Source organism: Corallococcus sp. RDP092CA (assembly GCF_041903675.1).
GTDB lineage: Bacteria > Myxococcota > Myxococcia > Myxococcales > Myxococcaceae > Corallococcus.
The window spans coordinates 239101-254482 of sequence record NZ_JAYESI010000002.1 but is presented as its reverse complement, the minus strand read 5'-3'; the positions used below and the strand labels follow the sequence as shown (position 1 = coordinate 254482).

10 protein-coding genes are annotated in these 15382 nt (G+C 71.8%); 3 read left to right on the top strand and 7 right to left on the bottom strand.

Annotation, left to right across the window (positions count from 1 at the left end; genetic code table 11):
• Window positions 1–50: 50 nt before the first annotated feature.
• From U8525_RS03320 to U8525_RS03305, 4 genes are read right to left on the bottom strand one after another with little or no spacing between them, the layout of a single operon-like run.
• Window positions 51–1613: a hypothetical protein gene (locus U8525_RS03320; protein ID WP_374261042.1), complete on the bottom strand. Its 1563-nt coding sequence runs from the start codon at window positions 1611–1613 to the stop codon at window positions 51–53.
• Between the two features lie 6 nt (window positions 1614–1619).
• Entirely contained in the window at window positions 1620–3023 is a 1404-nt protein-coding gene (locus U8525_RS03315) for a DUF1501 domain-containing protein (RefSeq protein ID WP_374261039.1), read from the bottom strand.
• A 17-nt stretch (window positions 3024–3040) separates the two neighbouring features.
• On the bottom strand, window positions 3041–3712 hold the full coding sequence (locus tag U8525_RS03310) for a hypothetical protein (protein ID WP_374261036.1): 672 nt from the start codon (window positions 3710–3712) through the stop codon (window positions 3041–3043).
• Window positions 3712–5535, bottom strand: coding sequence for a DUF1585 domain-containing protein (locus U8525_RS03305; protein ID WP_374261033.1), 1824 nt, complete (start codon window positions 5533–5535; stop codon window positions 3712–3714). The genes U8525_RS03310 and U8525_RS03305 overlap by 1 nt, the downstream gene beginning before the upstream one ends.
• 334 nt (window positions 5536–5869) lie before the next feature.
• Here U8525_RS03305 and U8525_RS03300 point away from each other — a divergent pair, with 334 nt between their 5' ends.
• On the top strand, window positions 5870–6439 hold the full coding sequence (locus U8525_RS03300; RefSeq protein ID WP_374261030.1) for a DUF420 domain-containing protein: 570 nt from the start codon (window positions 5870–5872) through the stop codon (window positions 6437–6439).
• Here the strand turns inward: U8525_RS03300 and U8525_RS03295 are convergent.
• Together U8525_RS03295 and U8525_RS03290 are read right to left on the bottom strand one after the other, a co-directional pair.
• A complete protein-coding gene (locus U8525_RS03295; protein WP_374261027.1) occupies window positions 6373–6759 on the bottom strand; it encodes a hypothetical protein in 387 nt (128 codons plus the stop codon). The two genes, U8525_RS03300 and U8525_RS03295, sit on opposite strands and share 67 nt — an antisense overlap.
• Complete coding sequence (locus U8525_RS03290; RefSeq protein ID WP_374261024.1) at window positions 6740–7354, bottom strand: biliverdin-producing heme oxygenase; 615 nt, start codon at window positions 7352–7354, stop codon at window positions 6740–6742. The genes U8525_RS03295 and U8525_RS03290 overlap by 20 nt, the downstream gene beginning before the upstream one ends.
• A gap of 276 nt (window positions 7355–7630) precedes the next feature.
• On the opposite strand from U8525_RS03290, the gene gltB reads away from it, so the two are divergent.
• Window positions 7631–12202: a glutamate synthase large subunit gene (gene gltB, locus U8525_RS03285; protein ID WP_374261022.1), complete on the top strand. Its 4572-nt coding sequence runs from the start codon at window positions 7631–7633 to the stop codon at window positions 12200–12202.
• A gap of 3 nt (window positions 12203–12205) precedes the next feature.
• Window positions 12206–13666, top strand: a complete 1461-nt coding sequence (locus U8525_RS03280; RefSeq protein WP_374261020.1) for a glutamate synthase subunit beta — start codon at window positions 12206–12208, stop codon at window positions 13664–13666.
• A 242-nt stretch (window positions 13667–13908) separates the two neighbouring features.
• Here U8525_RS03280 and U8525_RS03275 read toward each other — a convergent pair whose 3' ends face one another.
• On the bottom strand, window positions 13909–15303 hold the full coding sequence (locus tag U8525_RS03275; protein WP_374261017.1) for an ammonium transporter: 1395 nt from the start codon (window positions 15301–15303) through the stop codon (window positions 13909–13911).
• Between the last annotated feature and the right edge of the window lie 79 nt (window positions 15304–15382).

The following is a 15382-nucleotide window of genomic DNA, read 5'->3' as shown; positions in this document are numbered from 1 at the left end:
TGCCTCGGACGGGCGGATGCACTCGGGGAAGCAGGCGTGAAGGGGGGACGTCAGGGCAGCGTGCCGGAGGACACCCACCGCTGGATGAGGGCGATGCCCTGCGGATCCAACGGCCCGTCCGCGGGCATGCGCAGGTCGCGCACCGCCGCGTTGATGAGCGGGGCGTTGGACTTCCACAGCTCGTAGGTGTTCAGCGGGCGGCCAGGGCTGGTGGTGTGGCACTTGGCGCAGCGGGCCTCGTGGATGGGCCGGATGTCGCGCGCCCAGCTGGGGACGGTGGTGAGCGGCTGGTAGACGAAGGGCAGCTGCCGCCGCGCCTCCGTGCCGTCCTCGAAGCGGGACACGACGCTCAGCGTGTGGCCGCCCGACGCCAGGGTGGAGAAGGAGAACGCCTTGAGCGTCTCGCCGTCCGCCTCCAGGCCGCCCATGCTGTACGCGGGCCCGGTGGCCTCGACCTCCTGGCCCTCCAGTTGGAAGACCACGCTCTTCGGCGGGGTGCCCGGCGGCAGGCGGGCCTGGACCACCAGCCCGTCCTCCACCACCAGCATGCCCTGGTGCAGGCCCGTCACGCGCGGCGCGGGCGTCTGGCTGATGGCCAGGGACTGCTCGCCCACGCGCACCCAGGCGCAGCCGCTCTCGTCCGCGGCCAGCAGCGTCACCGCGCCGGAGGGCAGCCCCTGCGCGGAGCCCCACACCTTCGCGTCCGCGTCGTAGGTGAAGAGCCGGTCGCCCGCGCGGGCCCAGAGGTAGCGCCCCGCGCCCAGCAGCTGCTCGGGCAGCGCCGGCAGCTCCACCGTGCTCCAGCCGTCCTTGTTCCGGTTCAGCACGCGGGTGCTGGTGAGCACCCAGACCTCGCCGGCCGCGCTCGTGCTCGCGCCCAGCCCCGCGAGCGCCCGCACCGTCTCACCGGCGCCGAGCGGCGCGTCCGAGCCACGCACCTGGTAGACGCCCGGCGAGGACGCCACCACCACGTTGAGCCGGCCCTCGCGCGCGAACCACAGGCCCGCGAGGCCGTCCTCCGCGGGCGCGGCCGCCATGGCGGTGATGCCGGTGAGCGGCTGCCCGGACAGCTTCAGCGACGCGAGCACGCCGCCCTGGATCTGGAACAGCCCCTTGGGGTGGGCAAGCCAGGCGGCGCCGTCCGCCGTCTGCGCGGTGGCGATGATGCCGGTGCCCAGCACCTCCTGCCACAGCGGCTCGATGAGCCAGCCCTGGTCCGCCAGGAACAGGCCGCTGTCCGTCTCCACCAGGGCGCTGTGCGGCCCCAGGCGGAAGGTGGCGCGCACCGCGCCCAGCGTCGCCTCGTTCTGCGGGTGGGGGGCGAGCGCGGCCTTGGTGCCGTCCAGCCGCAGGCGCACGGCCTCGCCGGCCGCGGTGGCGAAGATGCCGCCGCCGGACTGGTCCGCGAAGCCGGGCACCGCGGCCAGGGACTGCGTCGTGGAGACCTGGGTGGCCGTGAAGGCCGCGGGCTTCGCCGGGTCGCTGCCCGGCGGCGCGTCCTCGCCGCACGCGGTGAGCAGCACCGCGGACAACAGCAGGAGCGAGGGGGAGAGGAAGCGCGCCACGGTGGGGGAGCCGTGGCGCGGCCGGGGACGCGAGAGGGAGGTGCTCATCGAGGTTCAGGCCAGGATGAACCGCAGCGGGTCCACCCGCGTGATGCTGTAGTCCAGCTTCGCCGAGGCCAGCACCGTCGCGATGATGTGCTCGGGGAAGATGTTGGAGCCGTTCGGATCATTGTCGCCCGTGCGCAGGTCCACCAGGCCCGGCGACATGCCGATGTCGCCGCTGCGGCCCACCACCCGGTTGTGCTTGATGCCCGCGCCCATCAGCAGGCAGCTGTTGGACAGGTGGTGGTCGCGGCCGCCCGTGGCGTTGATGGTGGGCGTGCGAGCGAACTCGCTGAACACCAGGATGGTGGTGTGGTCCATGAAGTTGCCGCCGCCGGGGTGCGCCGTCTGGCGGAGGTCATTCACCAGCAGGTTCAGCGCGTCGAACCCCGCCCGCTGGTTGGTCGCGTGCGTCTGCTGCGTGCCGAAGTGGGTGTCCAGGCCGCCGGCCAGGTTGATGGACACGCACTGGCTGATGCCCTTCTTCAGGGCGGTGGCCACCATGGCCGCGCGGCCCGCGGCGGTGTTGTACGGGTAGGACTGGCCGTTGAGCCCGTAGAAGTCGCGCACGGACTGGTTGGCCGCCAGCTGGAAGCGGAACGAGTCCGACAGCTTGTTCTCCATCACCGTCTGCATCTGGCCGCGGCTGCTCTCGTAGGCGGTGCCCACGCCCCGCGTGGTGAGCGCCTGCTCCTCGCAGGTGATGGGCATGCCGTTGAGGTCGATGAGGCTCTTCTCGATCTCGCTGTCCAGCTGGCGCGACGCCACGGGCGGGTCCAGCGTGAGCACCAGGTCCGCGAGGCCGCTCACGCGCAGCGCGTTGGCGTAGCCGCCGTAGCGGTCGTTGTAGGACTCCACGCCCTGGGCGATGGACGGGATGGGCACCGTGGGCTTCATCTGGCCCACGATCTCCGTGGCGGTGGAGGAGCCCCGCGCCGCGCTGCCGATGGGCATCTTCCCGGTGAGGAAGTAGCGGTAGCCCACCTCGTGGGTGAGCGTGCTCATGTTGATGCCGCGCACCACCGTCATCAGGTCGTAGTGGTCCGCCAGCGCGCCCACCGCGGGCCCGAAGGTCATCGTCGGGGCCTCGGCGCCCGCGCGCGTCTTGGGGAGGATGGGCGTCTGCTGGAAGCGCGAGTCGGTGAGCAGGTTGTAGCCCGGCATGATGCGCGTCTCGCTGACGCGGTCGGCGGTGAACACCGCCGGGTCGCGCGGGTCGAACGCGAGCAGCTGATCCCACCCTCCGTTGAAATACACGAAGACGAAGCAGCGGTCGGGCGGGGCCAGGTTCGTGGCCTGGGCCACGGCCTTGAAGGGGATGCCTCCCAGCAGGAGGGAGCCCATGAAGCCGGCTCCGGCCTTGAGGAAGGTGCGGCGCTCGGGGCAGCAGAGGTCGTCTTGGCGCGTCTTCTTCATCGCGGGCACCGTCAAGGTCAGTAGGTGATGAAGCGCGAGTCCGTCAGCATGGCGATGCAGACCACCGCCAGCGCCTGATCGCGCTTCTTGAGGGTTTCGGCCCGGGCGGCGGCCTTGCGGAAGAACGCCGCGTAGCGCGCCAGCTCCTCGCCGGCGAGCGGCGCGCCCCAGAAGCGCGTGGACAGGTACACGAGCGTCTCGTCCACCTGCGCGTCCGTGAGCTTCGTCAGGTCGCTCATGGGCGAGGGCAGCGTGCGGCCCAGCGTGCGCAGGCTCACGTCCGCCTGCGCGATGTCCCTCTGCGCCTGGGTGATGCAGACCTTGCGCGCGCCGTCGTCCAGGAAGCGGGCGAAGACGAGGTTGGGCTCCGTGTTCTCCGAGGTGATGAGCGCGTAGTCGGCGCGGCCCAGGGACTGGGCGCGGGACTCCAGCTCGTCCCACTCCATGCCCACGGCGATCTTGATGGACTCCTTGAGCTGCGCGACGGTGAGGCGGCGGGGCGCGCGGCCCACGCTGCCGCCCTGGGCCTCCGGGTCCGGCAGCGGGTCGATGGGGTCCGAGTTCCCGTGCGGGTTGGGCACCGGGTCCAGCTGGGCGTCCAGGGGGACGGGCTTGGCGGGAGCGTCCACGGAGCCCTGGGTGCAGCCCGTGGCGAGCGCGAGCAGCGCGGTCAGCAGAAGGCGGCGCATCAGTCGATCCTCCGGTACGCGTCGGACATCACCACCTGCTCGATGAGGCCCTTGAGGCTGTGGTTGTTCCTGGCGAAGTCCTGCGACAGCTGCTGGAGGTACAGCCGCTGCTCCTCGGTCGTCATGGCGCGGCCCAGGAACTCGCTCCAGATGCGCTTGACGGTGCAGCGCTCCAGGTCTCCGGTCTCCATCATGCGCTGCACCAGCGCCTGCGGACCGCCCTCGATGTTCTTCTCCTCGTCCGCGGTGCGGTAGAGGTAGGTCTTCAGCAGGCCCAGCGAGTTGGCGCCGTCGCCGTCGAAGGCCTGCATCACGTACTGGCTGCACTCGCCGTCGCAGTTGGTGTTGCCGGCGAGGGCGCAGTCGCGGCACTTCACGTCCAGGCGGGGGAACTGGTCCGGGGAGAGGAACAGCGCGGAGCGCTCCGCGTAGCGGCCCCAGTGCGCGCCCGTGGGCTCGATGGTGGCGTGGCAGTAGTTGCAGCCGCAGCGCTTGGCCAGGTTGTTCTCACGGTTGCAGGCGTCGTCCGGGGGCGGCAGGGACGCGTCCGCGGCCGGGGCGAAGTGCTTGCAGAGGAACGCCTCGTAGAACTCGTTGACGCGGGCGCGCTGCGTGGGGAAGCGGTAGAGGAACGCGGGCGTGGTGAGCACGCCGGAGTGGGTGCTGTCGCGGACGTACTCGCTCCACTGGGCGGTGTTCGCGTACGTCACGGCGGGCAGCACCGCGGTGTCCGCGGGGGCCTTGACGCTGAAGACACCCGCGCCCTGGCGCTGCCGGTAGAACTCCGACAGCGGGCCGTTCACGAAGGAGCGGCGGGTGGTGAGGATGTTGAAGTAGGGTTCGTCGTTCCGCACCACGGAGTCCGTGATGAAGAGCGGCTCCTCGTTGAAGGCGGTGACGCGCGCGGTGTGCACGTCGGAGATCTCACAGCGGCGCAGCTTGTCGCCGCAGCCGCAGGTGCGGTCGCCGTTGAAGCGCGACGTCTCACAGGACCTGCCGTCGTAGGGGTTCGTCGCGCGGTTCTGCGCCTCGATGGCGCACAGCTTCACGGGCTCCGTGGTGGTGGACCAGTAGGGCTGGACCGTGGTGGTGACGTAGCCCTCGCGCTGCACGCAGCCGCGCTGGGGCGTCCAGGTGCCGGCCGGGTTCGGCTTGCCGTTGCCGTCCTTCGACATGTCGAACCCGCAGCGGTCCAGCCGCTTCAGGTTCGCGCTCTGATCCGGGTTCACCCAGGCGGTGATGACGCCCGTGGCCGGCTCCGCCACCAGCACGTTGGTGGTGTTCTTGGTCGGATCCGGCAGGCACAGGTAGCCCACGGACTTGCCCGCGGACGCCAGGTAGCGGTTGTCGCAGAAGTTCACGTACTTGCCGTACGTCGCGCTGGCCTTCAGCGCGTTGCAGTCCGCGAACTTCAGCTCCGGCGCCGTGGCGTTCACGTCCAGCTGGCGGCACTGGTAGTAGTTCGTGTCGTAGTCGTAGCTGACCGGCAGCGGCACGCCCTGCGCGTCACGGCACTGGGGGGGCGTGGAGTTGCCCTGGTGCGCGTCCTGGGGCTTCGCCTTGCAGTTGTCCTGCTCGATCTCCCCGTCGCAGCGCTGGCTCTGGCCGCCGCGCAGGGCGTTGGAGTTGTTGCCGGCGAAGCTCAGCGGCGTGCCGGACACGCGGTAGTCGCCGTTGCCCTGCACGCTGGAGTTGATGTTCGAGCGCAGCAGCGCGCGGTGGTACTCGCGCATCCGGGCGTAGAAGGACTCGTCCTTCATCATCGCGCGGACGTCGTCCGCGGTGACGGAGCCCTTCGCCTGGAACGCCTTGTACTCCTCCATCGTTGGAGGGCGTCCCAGCAAGTCAAGGGAAAGCTGACGAAGATGCCGCTCCAAGGGAACTTTCGCCACGGGGGCGCACACCGCTTCTTCAGCGGCGGCGGGCAGGGCGAGCAGGAGCGCGGCGCTCGCCAGAGGGGCAAAGCATCGCACGCTGAACACGGGAACCTCCGAGAGGGGGGTCGGGGGTGAAAAAGTGAACCGGAGTATGAAAGAATTTCAGGATTGAAATCCAGTTGGCCTAACAGATTCCATTCAGCCCACATGTAGGCATTAGCGGGACCCGGCCGGGCGGACCTGTTGCAAGAGGGCCCGGACGCGAGCCACAAGGGGGGCCATGTCCAACGCCGCTACCGGGCTCTCCCCCGCGTCCTCGTCCGCCCAGGACCGCTCCTTCTTCGTCGCGATCGGCGTGGTGTCCGCCGGCGCGCTGGCGCTGCTGGCGTGGCTGCTGCTCATCCGGCGCGGAGGCGCGGGGATGGGCGTGGACCTGCGGTTCATGCCGGCGGTGAACGCGGGGCTCAACGCGACGGCGGCGGCGCTGCTGCTGGGCGGCTGGGTGGCCATCAAGCGCGGCGCGCGGAAGGTGCACCAGAACCTGATGGTGAGCGCGTTCATCGCGTCATCGCTGTTCCTGGTGGGCTACCTCGCGTACCACTTCGTGCACGGGGACACGCGCTACGTGGGCGACTTCCGCGGGCTGTACCTGACGCTGCTGGCCAGCCACGTGCTCCTGTCCATGCCGGTGCTGCCCATGGCGCTGGTGGCCTTCTACTTCTCCTGGCGGCAGCAGTTCGCCCGGCACCGCAAGGTGACGCGGTGGCTGGCGCCCATCTGGCTCTACGTGAGCGTGACGGGCGTGGTGGTGTTCTTCATGCTCCGCGGCGGCGTGCCCGCGGTGTCCTGAGGCGCCGCGCTACGGCGCGGGCCGCGCGGGGCCGCTCCCCTCCGGCGCGACCCGCGGGGTCTCCGCGACGACGGGCCCCGCCCCCGCGCCCGCCTCCACGCGCGCGCAGCCCGTGCGGCAGGACGTCCGCGAGGGGCTTGCCCCAGGAGCGCGTCCGGCCCGGCGCCCAGCAGCGCGGCCACGTTCGCGCTCACGACCGCGACGGCCCGCGGGTCCTCCTGGAAGGCGACGAGCACGCCCCGGGGCTGGATGCCGCCCAGCAGGTGGATGGGCTCACGGTCACAGCCGCTGAGGTCGGCATCAGAGACGGGCGGGGACATCGTGCGCTCGCGTCCGCGTCATCCAGGCGGTGAAGGTGTCGAAGGTGTCGCGGGCGCCCTGCACGACGGCCGCGTCGAAGGTGTCGGAGGCCGCCCGCTGGGACGCCTGGGTGAGGGCGTCGCCGAACGCGCGCCACATGGGGCCCACCTGGTCGCCGTAGGCTCGGAAGAAGGCGAAGGTCCCCACGCGCGCGTCCGGACCGAAGTGGCGCCGCAGGTGGCGCAGGATGAGCTGGCCGCCCAGCGTGGCGCCCTCCAGCACGTACGCGCAGCCCAGCGCCTCCGCCAGCCCCGTCAGCGCCGGCAGCGGAGCGGCCCGCGGCAGTCGCGCGAGCGAGCCCGTGTCGTGCCCCAGGGCGCGCAGGTCCTCCTCCAGGAGCCGCGTCTTCCAGCGCGCCTCCAGGCCCAACGCCGGCTCCAGGGCCGACAGGGGCTTGGCGAGCCGCGCCTCCAACGGCAGGTAGAGCCCGTGGAAGTCCTCCAGGTGGCGTCGGTAGTCCGCGGGCGTCAGGTGCGCGTCCATCAGGCGCACCACGCCCTCCGTGCGCTCATGGTGAGGGCGCGTCTCCGTCTTCAGCCGCTGCAGCAGGTCCAAGATCGCCGGAGGATGGGAAGCGGGGAGGCGGCTGGAAAGAACCGATTGCGTCGACTGTTGGCCGTTCATCGCGGGCGGGTGTTGGCCTCCCGCTCCTTCACGCGACGGGAGCCGCACGCGGCGTGAGGCTTCACGAGGGGCCTGTTTCCCCGGCACCACTGCACGCGGTGGCTCGACCCCCTGAGCCACCCTGTCTTTACGGCTCGCGACACGCCGCGTTAGCCTGGATGCTCCACAGCTTGGCTTCCCGCGTCATCCGGGAAAGGGGACCTGACGATGCCGTTCACCCTCCCTCCGCGCTACGGGCTGTATGAGCCGGAGACCGAGCATGACGCCTGCGGCGTGGGGTTCGTGGCCCACCTCCGGGGCCAGCGCTCCCGGGGCATCGTGGAGGACGCGCTGGAGCTGCTCAACCGGCTGAGCCACCGCGCCGCCGCGGGGCGCGATCCCGAGACGGGCGACGGGGCCGGCATCCTGGTGCAGTTGCCGCATCGCTTCTTCAACCATGAGGCGCCGAGGCTGGGCTTCGAGCTGCCGCCGCGCCGCCAGTACGGCGTGGCGCAGGTGTTCCTGCCGCCGGAGCCGGAGGCGCGCCGCGCGTGCGAGGCGCTGTTCGAGGAGGTGGTGGTGGAGGAGGGGCAGCGGCTGCTCGGCTGGCGCGACGTGCCGGTGGCGCCGGAGGAGCTGGGGCCGCTCGCGCGCCAGGCCGCGCCGGTCATCCGGCAGCTCTTCATCGCGCGCCGCCGCGTGGTGCCCAGCGCCTTCGAGCGCAAGCTCTACCGCATCCGCAAGCTGGTGGAGAACCGCGTGCTGGCGCGCGGCGTGGATCCGCAGGGGCGCTTCCACGTGGCCAGCTGTTCGTCGGAGACGCTCATCTACAAGGGGCTCCTGCTGCCCCGACAGCTGCCGCGCTTCTACGCGGACCTGCGGCACCCGGAGCTCGTCAGCGCGCTGGCGCTGGTGCACTCGCGCTTCTCCACCAACACCTTCCCCACGTGGGAGCTGGCGCAGCCGTTCCGCTTCATCGCGCACAACGGTGAGATCAACACCCTGCGCGGCAACCGCAACTGGATGACGGCGCGGCGCGGGCTGCTGCAGACGGCGAAGCTGGGCGGGAGCCTGGAGCCGCTGTGGCCCATCATCGTCCCGGGCAAGAGCGACTCCGCGCAGTTCGACAACATGGTGGAGCTGCTCTACCTGGGCGGCCGCACCCTGCCCCACGCGATGATGATGATGATCCCGGAGGCGTGGGAGGGGCACAAGCAGCTGGGCGACGAGCGCCGCGCCTTCTACGAGTACTCCGCGTCCCTGCTGGAGCCGTGGGACGGCCCCGCGGCCATCGCGTTCACGGACGGGCAGCTCATCGGCGCGACGTTGGACCGCAACGGCCTGCGCCCCGCGCGCTACCTGGTGACGGAGGACGACCGCGTCATCCTGGCGTCGGAGACGGGCGTCATCGACGTGCCCCCGTCGCAGGTGCGCCGCAAGGGCCGGCTGACGCCGGGCCGCATGCTGCTGGTGGACACCACCGAGGGGCGCATCCTGGAGGACGAGGAGGTGAAGCGCGAAATCACCTCGCGCTGGCCCTACCGCCGCTGGCTCCAGCGCAACGTCTTCACCTTCGAGGACCTGCCCGCGGTCCCCGCTCCCGCGCGCGTGAAGGGCGAGGCGCTGTGGCGGCTCCAGCGCGCGTTCGGCTACACGGACGAGGACGTCCGCGCGACGCTGATCCCCATGGCGGAGACGGGCAAGGAGCCCACGGGCTCCATGGGCACGGACACGCCGCTGGCGGTGTTGAGCGACCAGGCCCCCACCCTCTTCAACTACTTCCACCAGCTCTTCGCGCAGGTGACCAACCCGCCCATCGACCCGCTGCGCGAGGCGCTGGTGATGACGCTGGCCACCGCGCTGGGCCCGGAGGGCAACACCTTCGAGGAGACGCCGGAGCAGTGCCACCGGCTGTCGCTGCCCGGCCCCATCCTCACCAACGGCCAGCTGGCGCGGCTGGCGAACCTGCGCGGCGACACCGGCCTCTTCGAGCCGCGCTCCCTCAGCCTGCTCTACCCGCATGCGGGCGGCGCGGCCACGGCGCTGGAGGTCGCGGTGGAGCGGCTGTGCACGGCGGCGGTGGACGCGGTGGACGCGGGCGCGAGCATCCTGGTCCTGAGCGACCGGGGCGTGGACGCGGCGCACGCGGCCATCCCGGCGCTGCTGGCCGTGTCCGCGGTGCACCAGCGGCTGGTGCGCGACGGCACGCGCATGTACACGGGCATCGTGCTGGAGACGGCGGAGGCGCGCGAGGTGCACCACTTCGCGTGCCTGTTCGCCTACGGCGTGTCCGCGGTGAACCCGTACCTGGCGCTGGACACGCTGCGCGCGCTGGCGGACGCGGGCGGGCTGAAGGTGGACGCGGACAAGGCGCAGGCGCAGTACCTCCACGGCCTGGAGGAGGGCCTGCTCAAGGTGATGTCCAAGATGGGCATCTCCACGCTCCAGTCCTACCGCGGCTCGCAGCTCTTCGAGGCGGTGGGCCTCCAGCGAAGCCTCATCGAGAAGCACTTCACCGGCACGTCGTCGCGCGTGGAGGGCGTGGGCCTGCCGGAGCTGGGCCGCGAGGTGGCGGAGCGGCACGCGCGCGGCTTCGGCCCCGGCGCGGACGGCGAGGAGGACCTGCTGCCGGTGGGCGGGCAGTTCCGCTGGCGCCGCCAGGGCGAGCGGCACAAGTGGAACCCGGCCACCGTGGCGAAGCTCCAGGCGGCGGTGCGCGCGAACGACGCGGCGCTGTTCCAGGAGTACTCGCGGCTGGCGGACGACGAGACGCGCGAGCACAGCAACCTGCGCGGCCTCCTGGACGTGGTGACGGACGGCCGCACGCCGGTGCCGCTGGAGGAGGTGGAGCCCGCGCTGGAGCTGGCGCGGCGGTTCGTCACCGGCGCCATGTCCTTCGGCTCCATCAGCGCGGAGGCGCACGAGACGCTGGCCATCGCGATGAACCGGCTGGGCGGCCGCTCCAACAGCGGCGAGGGCGGCGAGGAGTCCCGCCGCTACACCCAGGACCCCAACGGCGACTCGCGCCGCAGCGCCATCAAGCAGGTGGCCAGCGCGCGCTTCGGCGTCACCGCGGAGTACCTGGTCAACGCGGACGAGCTCCAGATCAAGATGGCCCAGGGCGCCAAGCCCGGCGAGGGCGGCCAGCTGCCGGGGCACAAGGTGGATGAGCGGATCGCCCGCGTGCGCTGGAGCACGCCGGGCGTGACGCTGATCTCCCCCCCGCCGCACCACGACATCTACTCCATCGAGGACCTGGCGCAGCTCATCTACGACCTCCAGTCCGTGAACGCGAAGGCGCGCGTGAGCGTGAAGCTGGTGAGCGAGGTGGGCGTGGGCACCATCGCCGCGGGCGTGGCCAAGGCGGGCGCGGGCTGCGTGGTGGTGGCGGGCTACGAGGGCGGCACGGGCGCCTCGCCCCTCTCCAGCCTCCAGCACGCGGGCCTGCCGTGGGAGCTGGGGCTGGCGGAGACGCAGCAGGTGCTGGTGCACAACGGCCTGCGCTCGCGCATCCGCGTGCAGGTGGACGGCGGCCTGCGCACCGCGCGCGACGTGCTGGTGGCGGCGCTGCTGGGCGCGGAGGAGTTCGGCCTGGCCACCGCGAGCCTCGTGTCCGTGGGCTGCATCATGCTGCGCAAGTGCCACCTCAACACCTGCTCGGCGGGCATCGCCACGCAGGACGCGGCCCTGCGCGAGCGCTACCAGGGCACGCCGGAGAACGTGGTGAACTTCTTCCTCCTGCTCGCGGAGGACCTGCGCCGGCACATGGCGAGGCTGGGCGTGCGCAGGCTGGATGAGCTGGTGGGCCGGGTGGGCCTCTTGCGCCAGCGCGCGGCGGTGGACCACTGGAAGGCGCGCAAGGTGGACCTGTCCGCGCTGCTCACCGCGCCAGCCGCGCCGGTCACCGAGCCGCGCCACTGCCAGACGCCGCACCGCAAGGACGTGGCGGACCACCTGGACCACGCGCTGCTGGAGAAGGCGCAGTCGGTGCTCGCGGGCGGGCCGCCGCTGCTGCTGACGCTGCCGGTGGCGAACACGCACCGCGCGGTGGGCGCCATGCTGTCCGGGGAGATCGCCCGCCGCCACGGCGCGCAGGGGCTGCCGGACGGGAAGCTGCGGGTGAAGCTGAAGGGCTCCGCGGGCCAGAGCTTCGGCGCGTTCCTCGCGTCCGGCGTGACGCTGGAGCTGGAGGGCGACACCAACGACTACCTGGGCAAGGGGCTGTCCGGCGGGCGCATCATCGTCTACCCGCCGGAGGGCAGCCGCTTCGCGCCCGAGGAGAACGTGCTGGTGGGCAACACGGTGCTCTACGGGGCCACGGCCGGCGAGGTGTACCTGCGGGGCCTCGCGGGCGAGCGCTTCGCGGTGCGCAACAGCGGCGCGCAGGCGGTGGTGGAGGGCGTGGGCGACCACGGCTGCGAGTACATGACGGGCGGCGTGGTGGTGGTGCTGGGCCCGACGGGCCGCAACTTCGCGGCCGGCATGAGCGGCGGCACCGCGTACGTGCTGGACCGCGAGCGCTCCTTCCGCGAGCGCTGCAACCTGGAGATGGTGGAGCTGGAGTCGCTGGTGGACGAGTCGGAGATCTGGCTCGTGCACGGGATGATCGAGCGCCACCTGCACCACACCGGCAGCGCGCTCGCGCGGCGGGTGCTCGACAACTGGGAGCTGATGGTGCCGCAGTTCATGAAGGTGATGCCGTCCGACTACAAGCGGGTGCTCCAGGCGCGGCGCGCGGCGCGCAGGCCGCCCCCCACGTCGGGCGTGCAGCAGCTCCACGTCGTTGGCGGGGGGGCCTGAGCGATGGGCAAGCCCACGGGTTTCATGGAGTGGCAGCGCGTCAACGCGCCCAAGCGGGACAAGGTGGAGCGCCTGGAGGACTGGCGCGAGCTGCACCTGCCGCTGTCGGCGGACGAGGCGAAGCGGCAGGCGGGGCGCTGCATGGACTGCGGCATCCCCTTCTGCCACCAGGGCTGTCCCCTGGGGAACCTCATCCCGGACTTCAACGACGCGGTGTACCGGGGCCAGTGGAGGGAGGCGTACCAGGTGCTCAGCCGCACCAACACCTTCCCGGAGCTCACCGGGAGGCTGTGCCCCGCGCCGTGCGAGGCCGCGTGCGTGCTGGCCATCGACCGGGACGCGGTCACCATCGAGCAGATGGAGAAGGAGATCGCGGAGCGCGCCTTCGCGGAGGGCTGGGTGAAGGCGCGGCCTCCGGCGCGGCGCACGGGCAAGCACGTGGCGGTGGTGGGCTCCGGGCCCGCGGGCCTGGCGGCGGCGGCGCAGCTCAACGCGGCCGGGCACAGCGTGACGGTGTACGAGAAGGACAGCCGCGCCGGAGGCCTGCTGCGCTATGGCATCCCGGACTTCAAGCTGGAGAAGGCGGTGCTGGACCGTCGGCTCGCGTTGCTGGAGGCGGAGGGCATCGTCTTCCGCACGGACAAGGACGTGGCCGTCACGCCGGGCTGGCGCGCGCTGCGCGAGCAGCATGACGGGGTGGTGCTGGCCCTGGGCGCGCGCAAGGCGCGAGAGCTGGATGTGCCGGGCCGCGAGCTGTCCGGCGTGGTGCAGGCCCTGGACTACCTGGAGCACCAGAACCGGGTGGTGACGGCGGGCGCGGCGCCGGACGCCCGCCTGGAAGCTCGGGGCAGGCGGGTCATCATCCTGGGCGGCGGCGACACAGGCTCGGACTGCCTGGGCACGGCGCTGCGCCAGGGCGCGGCGAGCGTGACGCAGGTGGAGCTCTTGCCCGCGCCGCCCCCGGTGCGCGCGAAGGACAACCCGTGGCCGCGCTGGCCGCTGGTGTTCCGCACGTCGTCCAGCCAGGAGGAGGGCGGCGAGCGCGCCTTCGCGCTGATGACGAAGCGACTGGAGGGCGAGGACGGCCAGCTGAAGCGGCTGCACGCGGTGCGCGTGGAGGTGCAGCGCGAGCCGGGCGGCGCGATGAAGCTGGTGGAGGTGCCGGGCTCCGAACAGGTGTTCGAGGTGGACCTGCTGGTGCTGGCCATGGGCTTCACCGGGCCGAACACGGACCGGCTGGTGGAGGAGCTGGGCGTGACGCTGTCGCCGCGCGGCACGGTGCAGGTGGACGCGAGGTTCGCCACCTCCGCGCCGGGCGTGTACTGCGCGGGCGACGCCAGCCGGGGCGCGAGCCTCATCGTCTGGGCGCTCGCGGACGGCCGCGAGGCGGCGCGCGCGCTGGACACCTGGCTGTCCGGCACCGCCTCCGTGCTGCCCACGCGCGGCCAGGACTGCGCGTTCTGAAGGTCTGTGGACGCGGGCCGGTTGGAGGAAGTCGAGCGGCGGCTCCTGAGCCGCGTCCCGAAGCCAGGGCGTAGCTCCAACAGGGGGCTGCCCTCGCGAGTGAGCAGCGGGCGTTCCGCCCATTCCCTTTCCGACAGGCCCCGGCCTCGCGGGGCCCACCCGCGTGGAGCCCCAACGCACCACGGGGCCCACCCGCGTGGAGCGAGGGGCCCCGTGTGCACGGCATCCGCAGGGGAAGCGCGCTACGCGGGCACGGGCTCCGTCGGAGCGGAGGGCTCCGGGGCGGAGGACGCGCTCGCGGCGGGCGCGGGCGGCGGGGGCACGACGAGCGCCACGGTGGGGACCTCGCCCACGGTCTCGCCGTGCTGGCTCAGGTCCAGGCCCTCCTCCTCCTGCTCACGGGTGACGCGCAGCGGGACGATGCGGTCCACGAGCTTGTACAGGATGTACGAGCCCACGAAGGAGAAGACGGAGACGATGACCAGCGCCAGCAGGTGCATGAGGAAGGTGCGCGTCTGGCCGTGGATGAGGCCCACGTCCTTGGCGAGCACGCCGGTGAGGATCATCCCGACGATGCCGCCCAGGCCGTGACAGGGGAAGACGTCCAGCGTGTCATCCAGCGCGGTGCGGCTCTTGAAGTGCACGGCGGCGTTGCTGACGAAGCTGGCGACGAGGCCCACCAGGATGCTCTGCCCCACGGTGATGAAGCCCGCGGCGGGGGTGACGGCGACCAGGCCCACCACCGCGCCCACGCACGCGCCCATGGCGCTGGGCTTCCTGCCGCGCAGCCAGTCGAAGGCGATCCACCCGAGCATCGCGGCGGCGGAGGCCGTGTTGGTGGTGGCGAAGGCGAGCGTGGCCAGCGAGGAAGCGGACAGCGCGGAGCCCGCGTTGAAGCCGAACCAGCCGAACCACAACATGCCCGTGCCGAGCATCACGAAGGGGACGTTGGCGGGAGCATGCGTGGCGTGCGTCAGGTGCACCTGTCGGCGGCCGAGCACGATGGCGCCCGCAAGCGCGGCGAGACCGGCTGACATGTGCACCACGGTACCGCCCGCGAAGTCGAGCACGCCCCACTGGCGCAGGAAGCCCTCCGGGTGCCACGTCCAGTGGGCGAGCGGCGCGTAGATGAAGAGGCTGAAGAGCACCATGAAGAGCAGGTACGCCTTGAAGCGCACGCGCTCCGCGAACGCGCCGGTGATGAGCGCCGGGGTGATGATGGCGAACTTGAGCTGGAAGAGCGCGAAGAGGAGCAGGGGCACGGTGGGCGCGAGGTCCGGGTGCGTCTCACCGCCCACGCCGCTGAACATGAAGAAGGTGCGAGGGTCTCCGATGAGGCCGTGGAAGCTGTCACCGAAGCAAAGGCTGAAGCCCACGACGACCCACAGCACGCTGATGACGGCCATGGCGATGAAGCTCTGCATCAGCGTGGAGACCACGTTCTTCAGCCGCACCATGCCGCCGTAGAAGAACGACAGGCCGGGCGTCATCAGCAGCACCAGCGCCGTGGCGGTGAGCAGCCAGGCGGTGTCCGCCGCGTTGATGGGGCCACCCTGCTTCACCTGCGCCGCCGGGGCCACCACGACTCCCGCTACCCCCACCGCCACCAGCAGGACCATCGCCATCCACTTCTGCATCGCCGCACCTCTTCGGAGAGCTGACGCAGTGCAGTGTAAGTCCGAACTGGGCCAAGTTCAATGCTAAAGACCATTAATC